15 protein-coding genes and 1 pseudogene are annotated in these 16,331 nt (G+C 52.0%); 11 read left to right on the top strand and 5 right to left on the bottom strand.

The window, feature by feature from the left end:
• Positions 1-2 precede the first annotated feature (2 nt).
• The 10 genes from J1781_RS21580 to J1781_RS21535 all read left to right on the top strand — a co-directional run bounded on the left by J1781_RS21580 (position 3) and on the right by J1781_RS21535 (position 10,405).
• On the top strand, positions 3-2,132 hold the full coding sequence (locus J1781_RS21580; protein ID WP_217234169.1) for a peptidase domain-containing ABC transporter: 2,130 nt from the start codon (positions 3-5) through the stop codon (positions 2,130-2,132).
• Positions 2,129-3,301, top strand: coding sequence for an efflux RND transporter periplasmic adaptor subunit (locus J1781_RS21575; RefSeq protein ID WP_217138520.1), 1,173 nt, complete (start codon positions 2,129-2,131; stop codon positions 3,299-3,301). The genes J1781_RS21580 and J1781_RS21575 overlap by 4 nt, the downstream gene beginning before the upstream one ends.
• A complete protein-coding gene (locus J1781_RS21570; protein WP_217219202.1) occupies positions 3,288-5,240 on the top strand; it encodes an ABC transporter permease in 1,953 nt (650 codons plus the stop codon). Before J1781_RS21575 ends, J1781_RS21570 begins: the two co-directional genes overlap by 14 nt.
• On the top strand, positions 5,237-6,661 hold the full coding sequence (locus tag J1781_RS21565) for an efflux transporter outer membrane subunit (protein ID WP_217219203.1): 1,425 nt from the start codon (positions 5,237-5,239) through the stop codon (positions 6,659-6,661). The genes J1781_RS21570 and J1781_RS21565 overlap by 4 nt, the downstream gene beginning before the upstream one ends.
• Positions 6,654-7,910, top strand: coding sequence for a beta-ketoacyl-[acyl-carrier-protein] synthase family protein (locus tag J1781_RS21560; protein ID WP_217219204.1), 1,257 nt, complete (start codon positions 6,654-6,656; stop codon positions 7,908-7,910). Before J1781_RS21565 ends, J1781_RS21560 begins: the two co-directional genes overlap by 8 nt.
• Positions 7,907-8,707 (top strand): MaoC/PaaZ C-terminal domain-containing protein, encoded by an 801-nt coding sequence (locus tag J1781_RS21555; protein WP_217234168.1) that lies wholly within the window; start codon positions 7,907-7,909, stop codon positions 8,705-8,707. Before J1781_RS21560 ends, J1781_RS21555 begins: the two co-directional genes overlap by 4 nt.
• A gap of 18 nt (positions 8,708-8,725) precedes the next feature.
• Positions 8,726-8,980, top strand: a complete 255-nt coding sequence (locus J1781_RS21550) for an acyl carrier protein (protein ID WP_377425767.1) — start codon at positions 8,726-8,728, stop codon at positions 8,978-8,980.
• Positions 8,980-9,717, top strand: a complete 738-nt coding sequence (locus tag J1781_RS21545; RefSeq protein WP_217219206.1) for an SDR family oxidoreductase — start codon at positions 8,980-8,982, stop codon at positions 9,715-9,717. The genes J1781_RS21550 and J1781_RS21545 overlap by 1 nt, the downstream gene beginning before the upstream one ends.
• 208 nt (positions 9,718-9,925) lie before the next feature.
• Entirely contained in the window at positions 9,926-10,126 is a 201-nt protein-coding gene (locus J1781_RS21540) for a DUF4762 domain-containing protein (protein WP_217138515.1), read from the top strand.
• Positions 10,127-10,225: 99 nt separating this feature from the next.
• Positions 10,226-10,405 (top strand): DUF4762 family protein, encoded by a 180-nt coding sequence (locus J1781_RS21535; protein ID WP_217158877.1) that lies wholly within the window; start codon positions 10,226-10,228, stop codon positions 10,403-10,405.
• Between the two features lie 85 nt (positions 10,406-10,490).
• Here J1781_RS21535 and J1781_RS21530 read toward each other — a convergent pair whose 3' ends face one another.
• A complete protein-coding gene (locus J1781_RS21530; protein WP_129954005.1) occupies positions 10,491-11,729 on the bottom strand; it encodes an MFS transporter in 1,239 nt (412 codons plus the stop codon).
• 237 nt (positions 11,730-11,966) lie between these two features.
• Here J1781_RS21530 and J1781_RS21525 point away from each other — a divergent pair, with 237 nt between their 5' ends.
• Positions 11,967-12,962, top strand: a complete 996-nt coding sequence (locus J1781_RS21525) for an acyltransferase (RefSeq protein WP_217234167.1) — start codon at positions 11,967-11,969, stop codon at positions 12,960-12,962.
• Positions 12,963-12,968: 6 nt separating this feature from the next.
• On the opposite strand, the gene J1781_RS21520 is transcribed toward J1781_RS21525, so the two are convergent.
• The 4 genes and pseudogenes from J1781_RS21520 to idnD all read right to left on the bottom strand — a co-directional run bounded on the left by J1781_RS21520 (position 12,969) and on the right by idnD (position 16,317).
• A complete protein-coding gene (locus J1781_RS21520) occupies positions 12,969-13,883 on the bottom strand; it encodes a GlxA family transcriptional regulator (protein ID WP_217219190.1) in 915 nt (304 codons plus the stop codon).
• Between the two features lie 47 nt (positions 13,884-13,930).
• A pseudogene (locus tag J1781_RS21515) lies at positions 13,931-14,473 on the bottom strand (isochorismatase family protein); the annotation flags it as partial.
• 128 nt (positions 14,474-14,601) lie between these two features.
• Positions 14,602-15,198 (bottom strand): DJ-1/PfpI family protein, encoded by a 597-nt coding sequence (locus J1781_RS21510; RefSeq protein WP_217219192.1) that lies wholly within the window; start codon positions 15,196-15,198, stop codon positions 14,602-14,604.
• An 87-nt stretch (positions 15,199-15,285) separates the two neighbouring features.
• Positions 15,286-16,317, bottom strand: a complete 1,032-nt coding sequence (idnD, locus tag J1781_RS21505; protein WP_217234165.1) for an L-idonate 5-dehydrogenase — start codon at positions 16,315-16,317, stop codon at positions 15,286-15,288.
• Positions 16,318-16,331 lie beyond the last annotated feature (14 nt).

Genomic DNA, 16,331 nt, shown 5'->3' with positions numbered 1-16,331 from the left:
TCATGAGTTGTATTATTCCAGGGATGGTTGCACAAAGCGAAATTAACGAGTGCGGGCTAGCTTGTGTTGCTATGTTGGCCGAAACGCAAGGTATAAATATTACGCTTGCTCAATTGCGTGATGCCTATCCTATTTCGGTTCACGGAACCTCGCTCAGTACACTGGGAGATATTCTGTCAGAACAGGGTATTTCGGTTTATCCGGTTTTATTTTCATCCGACGAAATTCAGGATTTACCGTTGCCTGCCATTCTTCATTATGGTGCCGGCCATTATGTTTTGCTGGCTTACCGGAAAGGAAGGCGGGTTTGTATAATGAACCCCGCCATTGGTCAGCAATTTCTGACTTTCGATGCGCTTAAAAAAGAAATAAGCGGATATGCGCTTGTCGTCGATCCTGATATCGGGCCGGAAGAAAAAAAAACGGTAAAATCATCAGGGGAAAAACAATCTTTTCTTTCCTGTCTGAGCCTGAAACAAACTGCGCAAGTGTCAGGCATCTACTTTCTCATGAGTCTGGCCTTTCTTGTCTCCCTGACCTTATTCATTATGCCAGCAATGGTTGGGCAGGCAATTAACGAGGTATTATCGGCTGCCGGAAAAGTTGATTTTCCTTATTTTCTTTTTTTACTGGCGTTTGTGATTTCGACTGCGCTGGCCCTCTGGGTGCGCGCGGTGACGGAAAGGTGCATAAAACGATTTGTGGTGCTCAACAGCACGGCGGGCTTTTCGCGACTTTTGAGCAATTCACTGCGCTTTTTTGAACGTCGTGCACCAGGCGAAATCTTCAGCCGTTTTTCTGCCTGGGAAACCGCGGCGATGCAAAAAATCGAGCTGGATAATGGTCTGCGTACCGACTGGATCATTGGCCTGCTGGCTTTCATCGTCATGGCATACATGAGTTTTTCTCTGGCGCTGGTTTCTCTGGCGGGTGTCACCCTGCTGGGGATGGTGAGTGTCTGGGCTATCTATCGCGATCGTTTCTACGCCCAGCAAATGCAGGAACGTATTGCCGAACAAAACGAATACATCCTTGAATCCATTAACGGGTTTACCACCATAAAATCCGCCGGTTTAAGTGAACAACGCAAGGGGATGTTTGCGCGTTATACACTGGCGCTATTTACCTGCATGCAAAGAAAACAAATCTATGAGCAGATAAAAAACAGCATTTACCAGTTAGTCGGCAGTCTTGAAATGGTGCTCTTCATGTTTCTGGCGCTGCCATTACTGAAAGCGGGGGCGCTGTCATTGGGGAGCTTTTTCGCCTACAGCTTTATCCGGCAGATCTTCTCCTCGTATATCACCCGGATTTTCTTTGCGATTTTGCAGAAAAACCAACTGCACGTTATTGATCAGCGGGCAGCGGATCTCTTTCCCGCGGCCGCGCAGAAAGAGTCTGGATTAACAGCAGGCGTTTCTGAACCGCTTTCCTTCAGCCGCAATCTGCGATTCGAGGATATCGCCTTCCGTTATGACAGTGCGAAACCTACCCTGCATAAAATGTCTCTGTCGGTGAAATATGGTGCGAAGCTGGCGATTGTCGGGGAATCAGGGGCAGGAAAAAGTACGCTCATCAAAATTATTGCCGGATTGCTTTTACCGGATGAAGGCCAGATTTTCCTCGATGAGAACCTCATGACGTCGCATCAGATCAGCAGCTTATGTTTTCTGCAAAGTCAGGACGATATTCTTTTTAATGCCAGTGTGCTTGAAAATATAACCTTATTTGACCCTCGTTATGATGATAGTCAGGAACCGCGTATCCATGCATTACTCACCGGATTAAACCTTGCGGAGGTTGTGGCGCAACTTCCGGGAGGCGTTCATGCCCGGATCCGTGAAAGCCATACCGGCCTTTCTCTGGGACAACGTCAGCGACTCTTACTTGCCAGAGCGATGTATTGCGACCGGCCGGTATTAGTGCTTGATGAACCGACGGCCAATCTGGACGACGAGACGGCATTGCAGGTCATGATGTCAGTCGTTGCGCATTGCCATGAGCAGGGCAAAACCCTGATTGTCGTCACGCACAGCAAACCTATTCTCAGCCAGTTCGATGATGTTTACATGATCGTGCAGGGACAATTACAGCCTCATGACGGCATGGTGATGCAGGAGTGTGTGGCATGAAATCTTCCCGTCGCCGTTTGCTGATTATTTGCGTGAGTCTGATGCTGGGGATGCTGATTATGGTGGCCGTCGCGGTGATGAGTTATCAGGCAAACCAGGCAGAAGCCCGGGATAATTTTGAGGTGATCGGACGCGGGGATATACAAACCACGGTCATGACTACAGGCGTACTTCAGCCGCTGAAAAAAATCAGTGTTGGTGCTCAGGTTAATGGGCAGTTGAAGAAATTATATGTAAAACAAGGTGATAAAGTTGATAAAGGGCAGCTTCTGGCGGAAATTGATCCGGTTATCCAAAAGAATGAATTACGTAACGCGGAAGCTGAACTGAACAGCAACCGGGCCCAGGTGCAAGCCTCAAAGGTTCTGCTCCGTCAATATGCATTAACGTTAAAGCGCCAGAAGAAAATGGCTCTGGATGGCGCTGGCATACCAAGCGATCTTGAATCTGCCCAAGCAGACTATGACATGCAGTCTGAACAGCTACAGATGGATAAATCGCGTTTAGTGCAGGCGGAGATTTCCGTTGAAACCGCCCGAGCTAATCTGGGATATACCCGCATTCTTGCCCCTATTGATGGCGAGGTGTTGGGCATTATTATCCAGGAAGGCCAAACCATTGTGTCCTCCCAAACGGCACCGACCCTTATGGTGCTTGCCGATATGAGCGTCATGCGCGTTCAGACCCGCATTTCTGAAACCGATATTCTAAAAACGCATCCCGGGCAACCTTTGTGGTTTTACGTCATGGCAGATCCTCACCGCCGCTATGAAAGCATCATGGGAATTATCCAGGATGCCCCTGACGAAGCTCTCCGCGAGTCCAACGACAATTCCGGCATCCCCAAGCAATCTGCTGCGGTTTATTACAATGGTGAATTTAATATTGCTAATGATCAGCGCCGGCTGAAAACGTCAATGACCGCAGAGGTTTTCATCATTGTTGACCAGGCCAAAAACGTCTTACGCATCCCGTTATCTGTTGTGGGCGACCGCGATGCACAAGGGCGTTATCAGGTACAGGTATGGGAGAACGGAAAAATTACCGATCGCCTGCTTGAGCTTGGGATCAGAGATAACCATTACGCTGAGGTGAAATCGGGTCTTGCGCAGGGGGATCAGGTGCTCAGTGCGCTGCCCTATCAGGGAGACGCCGATGCCAGCCAATGATCCCCTGATTTCATTACAGAATGTCTCCCGTATTTTCCGTTCTGGGGAAGAGCAAGTCAGGGTTCTGGACGGTGTAACGCTGTCGGTCCGGCAAGGGGAAATGATTGCTATCGTTGGTCCTTCTGGTTCAGGAAAATCCACCCTGATGAACCTGTTAGGCGGACTGGATATCCCTGACAGTGGCGAGATCTGCATCGCAGGCATTGATACCACCCGGGCTTCTCATGAACACCTTGCCGCGCTGCGAAGCAGCCATATTGGCTTTATTTTCCAACGCTATCACCTGATGCCTTATCTGACCGCTGCGGAAAATGTTGCTGTACCGGCGCAGTACACCGCCATGCGGGAAAACGTTCAGCGTCAGCGTGCCGCCTATCTGTTGGCACATCTGGGATTGGAAGACAGGATGAGCCATAAGCCATCCCAGCTCTCAGGAGGACAGCAGCAGCGGGTCAGTATTGCCCGCGCCCTGATGAACGGTGCCTCGGTTATTCTGGCAGATGAACCGACCGGGGCTCTGGATGCGCAGAGTGGTCAGGAAATGATGGCGATCCTTCACGGCCTTCATCAGTCTGGGCATACCATTATTCTGGTGACACACGATCGTGATGTGGCTTCGCAGGCTGAGCGGATCATTGAAATCAGTGACGGTAAGATCACCGCTGACTTGCCTAATCGTCATGTTCAGCCGGCCAGCGGTCCGGTGGTGTTGCTTCCGGCAGCGAATACCGGGCGATCTTCGTGGCGGGAAAGCTTCCATGATGCGGTAAAAATGGCCTGGCGGGCGCTGAACGGGCATCGTATCAGGGCATTGCTCTCCATGCTGGGGATCATCATTGGCGTGGCCTCGGTGATTACCTCAATGGCGGTTGGCGAAGGCGCGAAACAAAAAATAATCCGCGATATCAGCGCGCTGGGTACCAGTACGCTCTCGATTCATCCCGGGCTGGGCTGGGATAACCCCCGTCCTGACTTTGGCAATGCCCTCTCTGATGAAGATGTTCGCCTGCTGTCTGAACTGCCTTATGTGGCCAATATTTCTCCTGTCTTCAACCGTATCATGGAAGCTCAGGTTGAAGGACGGCAGATGTTTATCAATATCACCGGGGTTAACGCCCGATACTTTGCGGTGCGCGATCTGTCTCTTGAAGCCGGGCGAAAATTCAATGAACACGATGTGGAGACCCGCGAGCCCGTATTGCTGGTGGATGCAGCCACGGCGAACACCCTATTTCACAATGATAAAAATCCAACCGGGAAGAGCCTCTATTTCAACAATGTACCCTTCCGTCTTGTCGGTATTACGGCATCTAAAGGCTTAAAGATAGCGGGGGGTGGGCTGAATGCGTGGATGGCTTATACCGCCTTGCAGGAACGCTTAACCGGCAGCATGCCTGTCGCGGCCATTGAGGTACAGGTCGCCAAAGGGATGTCACTGAAAGAAGCGCAGCGGCATATTGAGTATGTCCTGGATAAAGCCCACGGACGGCGTGATTTCTTCATTGAAACCGACAGTATGATGTTGGAAACCATCCAAAAAACCTCCGACTCTTTGACGTTACTGATTGCCGCGATTGCGGGTATTTCCCTGATAGTTGGCGGTGTGGGCGTCATGAATATCATGCTGGTTTCGGTCGCTGAACGTACCCACGAAATTGGCATCCGGCTGGCTGTTGGAGCACGCGCCGCAGACATCATGCGTCAGTTTTTGATTGAGTCGATGGTGGTCTGCCTTTTTGGCTGCGCAATTGGGGTCGTGGTGACTTTTGTTGCGGGGACGTTCTTCTCCCTGCTGACCACACAGTTTGAGATGGTCTTTACGCCGCTGCCGATACTTTATTCGTGTGGTTTCTCTGCCCTCATCGGCCTGGGGTTTGGGTATTTCCCGGCACGTTTCGCCGCCCGGATGAAACCGACGGAGGCACTGGCCAGAGAATGAAAATTATCCTTACCGTGACATTGGCTCTGTGTCTGGCCGGATGCGGTTCTTTAGTAAAAACGCCTTATCAGCAGCCCGGCCTCAATCTGCCGCAGGATTGGCAAAACAAGCAAACGGGTTCTGCCTGGCTCAGGAATACGCCGCAGTGGTGGCGTATTTTCAACGACCCGCAGTTTTCGCAAATGATCACCGATGTACTGAGCCATAACGACGATCTGGCCATTGCAGGTTACCGGCTCCGTCAGGCGGTGCTGGATGCCGGATTGACTGATACCAACCTGACACCGGATGTCAGTGTTGGCGGTGAGGCCAGCAACAGCAAAAACACCCGGCGCAACACTGCCTCCGCCGAAAATTACAATGCCTCTGTCTCGATGAGTTATGAGCTGGATCTCTGGGGCAAACTGGCACGAACGCGTGAACAGGCTCAATGGCAGATAAACGCCACCGCTCTTGACCGGCAGAATACGGCACTGATGCTTATCGGGACGACCGGGGAGCTTTACTGGCAAATCGCCGCACTCAATCAAAAAATCGACAATACCGGCCAAAGCATCCGCCTCGCGACGGAAACCGAACGGATTACACGCTCGGGTTATGACGCGGGTGCCATCAGTCAGCTGGATGTCCTTCAGGCCCGCCAGTCTGTGCTTGATCAGAACAATAGCTTGCGGGATCTGGAACAGCAAAGAGAAGACGCGCGTAACGCACTGGCTATCCTTTTCGGTCGATCCCCGTCAGTGCGTGCACCGGAGAAAGCCTCTCTCGATCCCCGCCAGAATATTGCTCTGGAGCCTGATCTCCCTCTCTCAGTGATTAGCCGCCGGCCAGATGTGCAATCTGCCGAATGGCAACTGCGCGCATCGCTTGCGGCGAACGAGGTAGCAAAGCTGAATTTTTATCCTTCTTTGTCATTAGGGGCGACGCTGGGAGCGGGAAATGCGGTATTCAGCGAGTGGTTTTCTAATCCTGTGCGGACACTCAGCAGCAGCCTGACATTGCCCTTTGTGCAATGGAATACGGTTCAGCTGACGGTGGAACGCTCCGGGCTGGATGTAAAACAAGCCGCCGCAAATTTCAGAAATAAGGTCTACAGCGCTTTAGCCGATGTCGAAAAAGCATTGTCGCAGAGGGCGACGTATCTGGCTCAGCGTGAAGATCTTCTGAGGTCTCTGGCATTGAGTCAGCAACGACTCGGGCTGGCCAAAAGTCAGTATCTGGCCGGAGCGGTCTCTGTACAAACCTGGCTTGATGCACAAAGCAGCCTGCTGGGTGCTGAAAATCAGCTGGCAGATGCCCAGTCTTACTATCTCAATGCGACATTGCAGTTATGGCTGGCGCTCGGCGGAGAAGTGATCCCCGAGACACTCATGGTCATGACAGACGTTAACAACGTTCCAGGGAAGAACAGTAATGGATAACTCACATTCTTTAAAAAGGGTCGTCGTGACCGGATACGGGGCCATCACGCCATTGGGAGGTAATGCGCATCAAAGCTGGGACGCCATCATGGCGTATCAGACAGGATACCGGTATATGGACCGACGCGCCGGTGGCATTAAATCCCGATTTTTTGGCCTGATAGACGATGAACTTTATCTTAAGTTCCTGCCTGCAGGGATCCGACGCCGGTTACCGCGATTTGCCCACTTAGCGTTGATTGCGGCACGGGAAGCCATGGAAATGGCTTTCGGCAATACATCGCCGGCGCAATACCATGCCGAACTTGATCGCGGCGCCATTATTGGCACCGGCTGGGGCGGGCTGGATGAAACGGTCTGTAACCACGATAAATATCGGTCAAGCGGCCTGGGCTCAACCTTCGGGTGTTTTTACTCAATGCCCAGTATTGCGACGGCAGCCTGCAGCCAGCTTTGGGCGTTGCGCGGCTATCAGAATACGCCCGCTGCTGCCTGCGCTACGGGGACCATCGCGATCGGCGATGCGTTCGATGCTATCCGTCACGGCCGGGCAACCATGATGCTGGCGGGTGGTGCAGAATCACTGCGTACTGATACTGCAGTCTGGAATATTGATGTGCTGAGCGCATTAACCCGTGAAGAACAGGATATTACTAAAGCCAGTTGCCCTTTCAGCCTTGAGCGAAACGGATTTGTGCTGTCTGAAGGTGCTGCTGTTTTATGTCTGGAGGACCGCGAGATTGCGCTGGCGCGTGGTGCAACCCTGTTGGGTGAAATCACCGGCTACGGCAATTTTTCTGATGCGGTGGATTTTACCGTGCCTGCCGGGGACAAACTTGCGCGGGTTAAAACGATCCGTACTGCGCTGAGCCAGGCAGGTCTGAGCGCGGGTGAAATTGATTATATCAACGCGCATGGTACCTCCACACAGCTTAATGACCGCAATGAAACGGAGTCCATCAAGCTTGCGCTGGGCGAAAAGGCGTATAGCGTTCCGGTTTCCAGCACCAAGGGATACAGCGGGCACCTTATTGCCGCTGCCGGCAGCTTTGAAAGCATCATCTGCTTGCAGGCTCTGCATCATCAAATCATGCCCGCAACACACCATTTAAAACAACCTGATCCCGCCTGTGATCTGGATTTCATCAGCGAGGGGCATCGCCCTGCATCCCTTAAGCATACCCTTAACCTGAGTTTTGGTTTCGGCGGGGCCAATGCTGCATTAGTCATCAGCAAGGGGGCATTATGATGTTTTCCTACGATGTCCGGGATGCCGAGGCATGGGCAAAATTTTCAGGGGACTACAATCCGATTCATTTTGACTTACAGCAGGCCAGAGCTATGGGGCTGGAGACGCTGACAGTGCATGGCATGCGCGCACTGCTGGATATGAAAAATCATCTGAGCCATAACGTTATGGCCGCGAAGTCTGAGTTCTATCAGTTTAATGCCCGTTTGCGGCAGGCGGTGAAATGCCAGACCCCCTATCAGCTGGTATCCACCTTAATTCTGGCCGGCTCCGGCGTCAGCAGTCTCCTTACCGAACCGGTCTCGGGGACGTGCTGTTTCAGCAGTAAGCTGACCGGAAAATCTGCTTTCCCGGCGGCATGTGCCACGTTGGATCACATGCTGACGGGGGCGCAGCTGGCGGCATTAAGTGAAGCCTATCCGTCAGACAAACCGGATGTCATGTCGTGGGAATTGCTGGATGCGGTGCTGTTTGCGCAGATCGTGAATATGCCGGAAACGCTTGAGTGCGTCCGGGAATCGATACCGCATCTTTCTGCTTTGTCGCTGGCAGACGTTTTTAAGCAGATCCCTGTAGTACAAACACACCATGATGTGCATTTCAGCCGCCAGCATATGGTTTCCCGGCATCAGGAAGCTTTTAACAAACCTTTCTATTACGGCCTGTTGCCTGCGATGGTTATCGGAGATTCAGAGCAGGGTTTTGTTATCCGTATGACCATTCAGGGAGGGTATGACGCGCATCCTTCCATTATGACTGCCATAACGCTAAAAACCTGGCCAGTTCAAACACATTGAGATTAAGGGAATATAAAAATGAGTGAAATGACGAAAAATGAAATCTATGCCATTGTCTGCGAAATGTTATGTGATGCAAAAGATCTCGAACCAGATTCCTTAAATGAAGACCTGCCGGTTAAAAGCCTGAAACTTGACAGTCTGGATTATGTAGAACTGATGGTGCTGGTAAAACGCGAGTTTGATATTTCGCTGAGTGCCGATATGTTTATTCAACACCCTGATATTACATTGGGTGAAATGTGCCAGGCTTTGGAAGAGTTACGCAAATGATGAATACCCGCAAATGGGTACTGGTTACCGGCGGGAGTCGGGGGATCGGCAAAGCCCTGGTTATTCATCTGGCGAAAACCTATGACGTAATATTTACCTGGAAGAATCATGCCAGCCAGGCCGCTTTCGTTGAATCATCCTGTGCTCAGGCTTATGGTAATGTCAAAGGTTATCGTTGCGACGGAGGCGATGAAGAGCAGGTCGCGCAGCTTGCTGAATTATTAGTATCGGTACGGGGTGCGCCTTTCGGTATTATCCATAATGCGGGGATCACATGTGACGCTTTACATATTAAGCAGGCTTCTGCCGACTGGCATGAGATAATAAATACCAATCTTAATGCTCTGTTTCACTGGAACCAGCATCTGTTACCGGGAATGCTTGCGCGTGGTGAAGGAAGCCTGATCCTGATGTCATCAGTTTCCGCAGTGAAAGGAAACATCGGGCAGGTAGCCTACAGTGCCACAAAGGCGGCAATGACGGGTGTGACACGTTCTCTGGCACTGGAGGTTGCCCGTTTTGGCATCAGAGTAAACAGCCTTTTACCCGGTGTCATTGAAACGGAAATGTCGTCAGCTCTCAGTACGGAAGAATATAAGAAGATACGTTCCGTTATTCCGGTCCGGCGATTAGGGAAACCGGACGAAATTGCCCAGGTTGCTGATTTTTTGTTAAGTGATGCCAGCAGTTATATTACCGGACAAAGCATTATTGTCGACGGAGGCTTGAGCGCATGAATGAAATAATTTCTTAGCGCGGTTTTTATATTATGATTTTTTAAGTGAGTTATGCGCCGGGTTTGTAATATATCAATAGAGAATTTGGAATCATTTTTAGGTATAAGTTGATATCGGAAGTTCATTTGCTTATTATGACTTCTATCTGTAAGGAGATTCAGATTAGCGTTAATAGATATATAATTTATTTATATAAAAGGAATTTTCCATGGATAAACTTGATAAAAAATCAGTAGAAAATATCATGGGTGGCGGTTGCAGCACCCGTAATGAGTTTCAGCTTAAATCTGTCACAGGCTCCAAAGATAAAATTTGGATCTGTGTGCCTACCACCACGTGTTCTGATAAACATGGGACGACGAGGGACTGGGATCCAGCCAAAGAAGTTCCAAACGTCAACTGCCTTTAATATTCATTGATCTGGTGAATTTAAATGCGGTAAGTCGTTTTGTTGTACTGAAGTGAGTGTTATTTAAATCTATTTAAATTTTAATAAGGAAGTTAATCAATGAAAAAAATTACATCAGAAGTCGCGAAAAAAATCATCGGCGGCAGTGACTGCACCCTCTCTACCCGCTGGAATGGCAACCGTTGTGAACTCGTTAGCCGATGTACTGATAAACATGGAACGACGACTTCCGTGACTGAAGCTGGCACCACCTATTACTGCGATCCATCCAAGAAATAAACAAGAATAGAAAGACGTAAACGAAAGACATGGGAGAGCGATCTTCCATGTCTTGTTCTGAAACAGAGCGGTGAAACGAACGAAATTACACCACGCTGTTTGGCGGCAGAACCACCTGTCGGCTGCGCAGAAATACCACCACCAGCGCCAGCCAGGCGAGACCGCTTAACAGATTGAATGTATTAAACATCCCCGCACCGCCTTCGACATAAGCCACTTTTGCCAGTTCAATGCCCAGTGTGAAAATCAACATACTGATGACGCCCATGGCGGCGGAAACCGTACCTTTGCTCATGTCACTGGAGAACAGCGTCAGACGGTACAGACCGGCATTCGCCACACCAATCCCGAAGGCGTACAGGCTCAGACCGGCAGTCATCCACAGATACGCATGCGCGGAAAACAGCGTGGCCGCGGCTGCGATCAGCAAACCAACCACCATCGGGCCTGCGCCCAGTTTAATCAGATATTCGACGGTACGTTTGCCGGACAGGCGCGCCAGTGTGATGTTACCGATAATCAGTGCGCCGAAAATCGGTACCTGCAACAAGCCATAATCATAGGCCGCTAACCCTTCACCGCTGATTAAAATCACCGGCGACTGTGCAATCCACGTCAGCAATGGCAGGCTGGCAAAACCTATCGCCAGCGCACCACACAGGAACTGGCGGTTCTTCAGCACATGCTTGTAATCACGCAGCAGGCTTGGCATGGAGAACGGTTCGCCCAGGCGGGAAGCGGTCTCCGGCATCGATTTCCACAATCCCCACAGCGCAATGGCGGCGAGCAGGGCGAAGATCACAAACATTGACTGCCATGGCGCAACGTGGATTAGCGCCGCACCAGCCAGAGGCCCGAGCAGCGGCGCAATCAGCGCGACGTTAGCCATCATGGCGGTGATTTTAATACACACCGATTCTTCGAAAGATTCCTGTATAGCGGCATAGCCGACCGCGCCGATAAAGCACAGGCTGATGCCCTGCAGGAATCGCATCACCATAAATTGTTCTATATTTTGCGCAAACAGAATCGCCAGACAGGTGATGATGAAAAAACTCACGCCCGCGAGCATGACCGGACGACGGCCGCGCCTGTCGGACAGCGGACCGAGCAGCCATTGCAGGAACATGCCGCCAGCGAGATAAGCGGTCATGGATGTCGGCACCCACTCTTCGCCGGCATTAAAATTAGCCACGACGGCCAGCATGCCCGGTTGGATCATATCGTTGCCGATATAAGTCGCGAACTCGAACAGCACCAGGCACAGAGGGAACAAAAGCGCCTGCCGGCCCAGAAGGGAAGCAGTATTTGGAGAATTATGCATTGTAGTTATTTCACAGACGTAAGGCTAATTCTTTGAAAATTAGCAGAAAATAAGAGACTGTCCGGGCGGGTTTCGCAAGCGAGGCAGTAATAGGGACTATTTTGCCGATTATTTGAGCGCAACGCAATGTTCAGATTCACGTTCAGCACAATCTGAGATCGGCACTTTTGCCTTGTTAGCCGTCCAAAAGCTGGCTAGGCTGCAAACAGCCCATCGATAAGAAGGAAATTACCGGGAATGAGCCAAAAAATCAGCTGGATAGATAATCTGCGCGCACTCGCCTGCATGATGGTGGTGATGATCCACGCCAGCACGTCGCTGGTCGTCAATTTCGCTGCGGTAAATACCCCTGAATGGACGGCGGCAAACGTGCTCAATTCCGCTTCGCGCGTCTGCGTACCCCTGTTTTTTATGATTTCCGGTGCGCTGTTCTTGGGGGAAAGGAGCGCGCAAAAACGCCATTTTCTGCGAGTCACATTATGTTTGCTGTTCTACAGCGCCGTCTCGCTGATTTATATCCTCACGATGACAAAAATCGGGTTTTGGCCGTCTCTGCGTCTTATCATGGAAAAACCGGTGTTTTACCATCTTTGGTTCTTCTACGCGATTATCCTGATTTACCTGCTTTCCCCGCTGATTAATGTTAAAGCCGTATCCGGCAGATACCTGCTGATTGTCGCAATGCTGTTCGGCGTACTGGCAAATCCGCAGCTTCCTGCCGTGACGTGGCACAAAATCCATCTTTTGCCGCTGGATTTATACATTAGCGGTGACACTTTCTATTACGTGCTATATGCCCTGTTGGGCCGCGCCATCAGCCAGCTCAGGACTGAAAAAGCGGCGATCACGCTCGTCGCCAGCGCCATGTTCATTCTCAGCACGCTGGCGATTGCCACCGGCACATACCGGCAAATGCAGATTAATCAGAGTTTCGCCGATACCTTTTATATCTACAGTGGTCCGCTGGTATTTATCTCTGCGATGTCTTTATTTGTGGTTTTCAAGAACACACTGGCACAACGTCTCCTGCCAGGATTTTCGTTAATCTCCCGCCACTCTCTGGCTATCTACGGCTTTCATGCGCTGATCATCACCGGCCTGCGCGGCCGGCATCTCGACTTTCCGCAATACCCGCTGCTGAACCTGGTCTTTTTGTTTATCTGCGGACTCGGCGGCGGATTATTTCTGGCGATGGGGCTGGGGAAAATAGACCGCCGGAACTGGGTGAGCTGAATACTTTTAACGCCACCGTTCCTGCGCCCGGCGTAATTGCCGTGCGGATGAGAAGCCCGCAGCGAGTGCGGCTTTTTCGATGCCGGATCCCTGCTGAAGGCGTTGTTGCGCCACGGCGATACGCAATTGCTCGTGGTAGTCACGCACGCTGATGCCCAGATGTTGTCGGAACAAACGGGTGAGGTGGCGTGCGCTGATGTGCGCTCTGGCGGCAACATCTTCCACCTGCCAGGCCGATTCCGGCTCGGCAGCAATCAGGTTTTGCGCACGGTGCACCGCGGGGTGCAGATGATTACGGTAACGCAGCCACGGAGAGAGTTGCGGATCATCACCGCCACGGCGGAAATAGACCACCATTTCGCGGGCAACATCCAGCGCGGCCTGCGGCCCAAGATGTGTGGCGATCAGATGTAGTGCCAGATCGATACCGGCGCTGATGCCTGCGCTGGTCAGTACCGAACGGTCTTCGACAAATATCCGGTTATCTTTCACCTGGGCAGCAGGTACCTGCTCGCGCAACCGTCCGATTACATCGTGATGCGTGGTGCACTGATAGCCGTCGAGCAGACCGGCTTGCCCGGCCAGCAGGCTGCCGGAACAGATGCATACCAGTCTTAAATTTCCTGCTTCAATGGCGCTTTTTTGCTGATGCAGCCACTCACAGGCGGTCTGTGCGACCGGTGAGGAGAAGTTTTCGTCGGATTCTGCCACACCCGGTATGATCACAATACTGCCCGGGGGCAGGCTTTGCGGCAGTGGCTGCAAATGGCTGACCATCAGGCCGGTTGACATCATCACTTCCGGCTGCGGCCCGATATAATGAAGCGAAAATTGCCCGCTCAGGCGCAACGCTTCCGCCGGGCCGGTAAGATCTAACGACATCACGCCGGGGAGCGTCACAAAGTAGACATTGCGCTGCATAGTGCTTCATCCGTCTGTGGGGAAAAACGCTATCTTCACACAGTGCGGTCGAGTTGCGCCAGCGCACCGGTCACGTCAGTGACAGCGGCAAAGCGGTCGGCGAGTACCAGTTCGGTCCGCAATTTGATCTCCTGTGCGCTCAGCGTGATACCACTGGCGTGCGTCATCGGAAACGTCAGTGTCGCATCGGTGACAAAGGTCACTGAATAGCCAAGGTCTGACGCCACCCGGGCCGTGGTTTCACAGCACTGCTCGGTGCGCATACCGGCGATAATCAGATGCGTGATGCCTTTTTCGCGCAACCAGCCATCGAGGCCGGATTCGGTCAGGGCATTGTGGACATGTTTATGCACAACATGCTGCGGCCGGTGTGTGAGAAAAGTCATTGGTGTGACCAGACCGGAGGTCAGCGAAAAGTCGCCATCAGGGTTGACGTGAAATACATCGATAACCGGTACATTGCGGGTCTGACAGCCATCGATCAGGCCGTTGAGGGCTTCGCTGAAAGCCGGTAAATCATCCTGTTGCCAGAAGTCTTTTTGTTCAAATGAACGCTGAACGTCGATATTTAACAGGGCGCTTTGGGTCATTTACGGACTCCATCTGGTGAGTGTGAAATCAGTGTGCGCCTGAATTGGAAAGGGAAGAATGCCAAAAACGGACAGGATACTGACCGGGGCGGACGACCTGCGCCATCTGCCCCGGTTCAACTTTTTGATCAACGCTTCTGGCCGGCGCGCCAGTGGTGATAATCGATGTGATCAGCCTGGAAATTGGTGGTTTCAGCATCGCCGGTCAGGCGGTACGCCAGCTGGAAGGCGAAGTCAAACGCCAGCCCTAATCCTTTTCCGCTGAGCAAGTTACCGTCTTCCACAAAGGACTGATTGACGTAAACGCCGTCTTTCACGTCCTGGTATAAATCGCCGGAACAGACGTAACGACGGCCTTTCAGCAGACCGTTCCCGCCCAGCACACGCGCGGCAGCGGAGCACAGCGGGCAGATCAGTTTACCGGCGTCGTCGTGACGTCGGACAAATTCCACCACCTCTTTACTGGCCGCCAGCGCCACTGAGCCTTCCGGTCCGCCGGGCATTACCACAGCATCAAATAAGCGGTCGCCCTGCGCGGACAGCAGTTCGTTGGCCTGCATCTGAATGCCGTGATACGTGCGTAGCGCCAGGCTTTCCTGGCAGGCCAGCGTGGTGACCTGAATCTCCAGCCGCTCAAGAATATCGAGCACAATCACCGCTTCGCCTTCTTCAAATCCGTTAGCCAGCAGCAGCGCGACCTGCTTTTTCGCCTTGTCCTTTACCATAATGCAAATGTCCTCTGAGGATAAAAATCAGAGGACATCATAAAATGAAACGGTGTTTTGATATTGTGACTGGTATTGCAGACCGGGCTAGAAGACCAGCTGCACTTTTGACGCTTTGGATTTATCCAGGGCGTATTCCAGCGCTTCCACCAGACTTTCCTGCGGGAATTCTGCTGACAGCAATGGCATCGGATCGACGGTTCTATTCGCCAGCCATTCGACGGCGGTATTGAATTCTTCTGTGAAACGGAAACTGCCGACCCAGTTTATTTCTTTGGCAATCAGCGACATCAGCGGGAATTCATTCACTACCGGCCCCATGCCAACCTGCACCAGGGTGCCGCGTGCGCGGGTCACTTCCAGACAACGGCGGATGGAAGACGGATGGCCGGAGGCATCGAAGGAGACATCGAAAAAGCCTTTCTCTGCCTGATATTCGCTGAAATCACCTTGTGCAGCGTCCAGTGCTTTATTTGCGCCAACTGCCAGTGCCAGCGTACGGCAACGTTCGCTAGGGTCGGTCACTATGATTTGCGCCGCGCCTTTGGCTTTTGCTGCCAGCACGATTAAGCAGCCAATCGGACCTACGCCGGAAACAAACACGGTTTTACCATGAATATCGCCCGCCTGGTTTACGGCATGAATGGCGACGGCCAGCGGTTCTGCGAACACCATCAGGCGGTCACTGACCTGATTGTCGTAAGGAATGCACTGGTCGCTGTCGACGATTTTATACTGCGTGAACGCGCCGTTGATGTGCGGGAAATACATCGCGCTGCCGAAAAATTTCATGGTGGTGCACTGGTTTTCGTCACCGGACAGACAGTACTTGCAGGCTTTGCACGGCTTACTCGGGTTCAGCGCCACTTTCTGACCGGGCTGCAAACGCGGGTTATCCGATTTCTCCACCACACCGACCACTTCATGGCCAAGTACCATCGCCTCGCGCACTCTGAAATCACCGACAGCGCCGTGTTCGTAATAATGCAGATCCGAACCGCAGATGCCGCCGCGGGTGATTTTCACCAGCGTGCCCTGGCCGGTATAGCTGAGGGTCTGGTGGATCACCGAGACGTCTTTTTTCCCGGTCACGACGCAGGATTGTGTGGCAATAGTCATGGGATTCTCGCTCT

This window comes from Rahnella perminowiae, assembly GCF_019049695.1.
GTDB classification, from domain to species: domain Bacteria; phylum Pseudomonadota; class Gammaproteobacteria; order Enterobacterales; family Enterobacteriaceae; genus Rahnella; species Rahnella perminowiae.
This window is presented reverse-complemented; position numbering and strand designations above follow the sequence as displayed.

Coding starts and splice junctions, on each gene's coding strand:
- J1781_RS21530 (WP_129954005.1), bottom strand. CDS start 11,729: ATGCATAATTCTCCAAATACTGCTTCCCTTCTGGGCCGGCAGGCGCTT.
- J1781_RS21555 (WP_217234168.1), top strand. CDS start 7,907: ATGATGTTTTCCTACGATGTCCGGGATGCCGAGGCATGGGCAAAATTT.
- idnD (WP_217234165.1), bottom strand. CDS start 16,317: ATGACTATTGCCACACAATCCTGCGTCGTGACCGGGAAAAAAGACGTC.
- J1781_RS21525 (WP_217234167.1), top strand. CDS start 11,967: ATGAGCCAAAAAATCAGCTGGATAGATAATCTGCGCGCACTCGCCTGC.
- J1781_RS21520 (WP_217219190.1), bottom strand. CDS start 13,883: ATGCAGCGCAATGTCTACTTTGTGACGCTCCCCGGCGTGATGTCGTTA.
- J1781_RS21580 (WP_217234169.1), top strand. CDS start 3: ATGAGTTGTATTATTCCAGGGATGGTTGCACAAAGCGAAATTAACGAG.
- J1781_RS21550 (WP_377425767.1), top strand. CDS start 8,726: ATGAGTGAAATGACGAAAAATGAAATCTATGCCATTGTCTGCGAAATG.
- J1781_RS21560 (WP_217219204.1), top strand. CDS start 6,654: ATGGATAACTCACATTCTTTAAAAAGGGTCGTCGTGACCGGATACGGG.
- J1781_RS21510 (WP_217219192.1), bottom strand. CDS start 15,198: ATGGTAAAGGACAAGGCGAAAAAGCAGGTCGCGCTGCTGCTGGCTAAC.
- J1781_RS21565 (WP_217219203.1), top strand. CDS start 5,237: ATGAAAATTATCCTTACCGTGACATTGGCTCTGTGTCTGGCCGGATGC.
- J1781_RS21535 (WP_217158877.1), top strand. CDS start 10,226: ATGAAAAAAATTACATCAGAAGTCGCGAAAAAAATCATCGGCGGCAGT.
- J1781_RS21575 (WP_217138520.1), top strand. CDS start 2,129: ATGAAATCTTCCCGTCGCCGTTTGCTGATTATTTGCGTGAGTCTGATG.
- J1781_RS21545 (WP_217219206.1), top strand. CDS start 8,980: ATGAATACCCGCAAATGGGTACTGGTTACCGGCGGGAGTCGGGGGATC.
- J1781_RS21540 (WP_217138515.1), top strand. CDS start 9,926: ATGGATAAACTTGATAAAAAATCAGTAGAAAATATCATGGGTGGCGGT.
- J1781_RS21570 (WP_217219202.1), top strand. CDS start 3,288: ATGCCAGCCAATGATCCCCTGATTTCATTACAGAATGTCTCCCGTATT.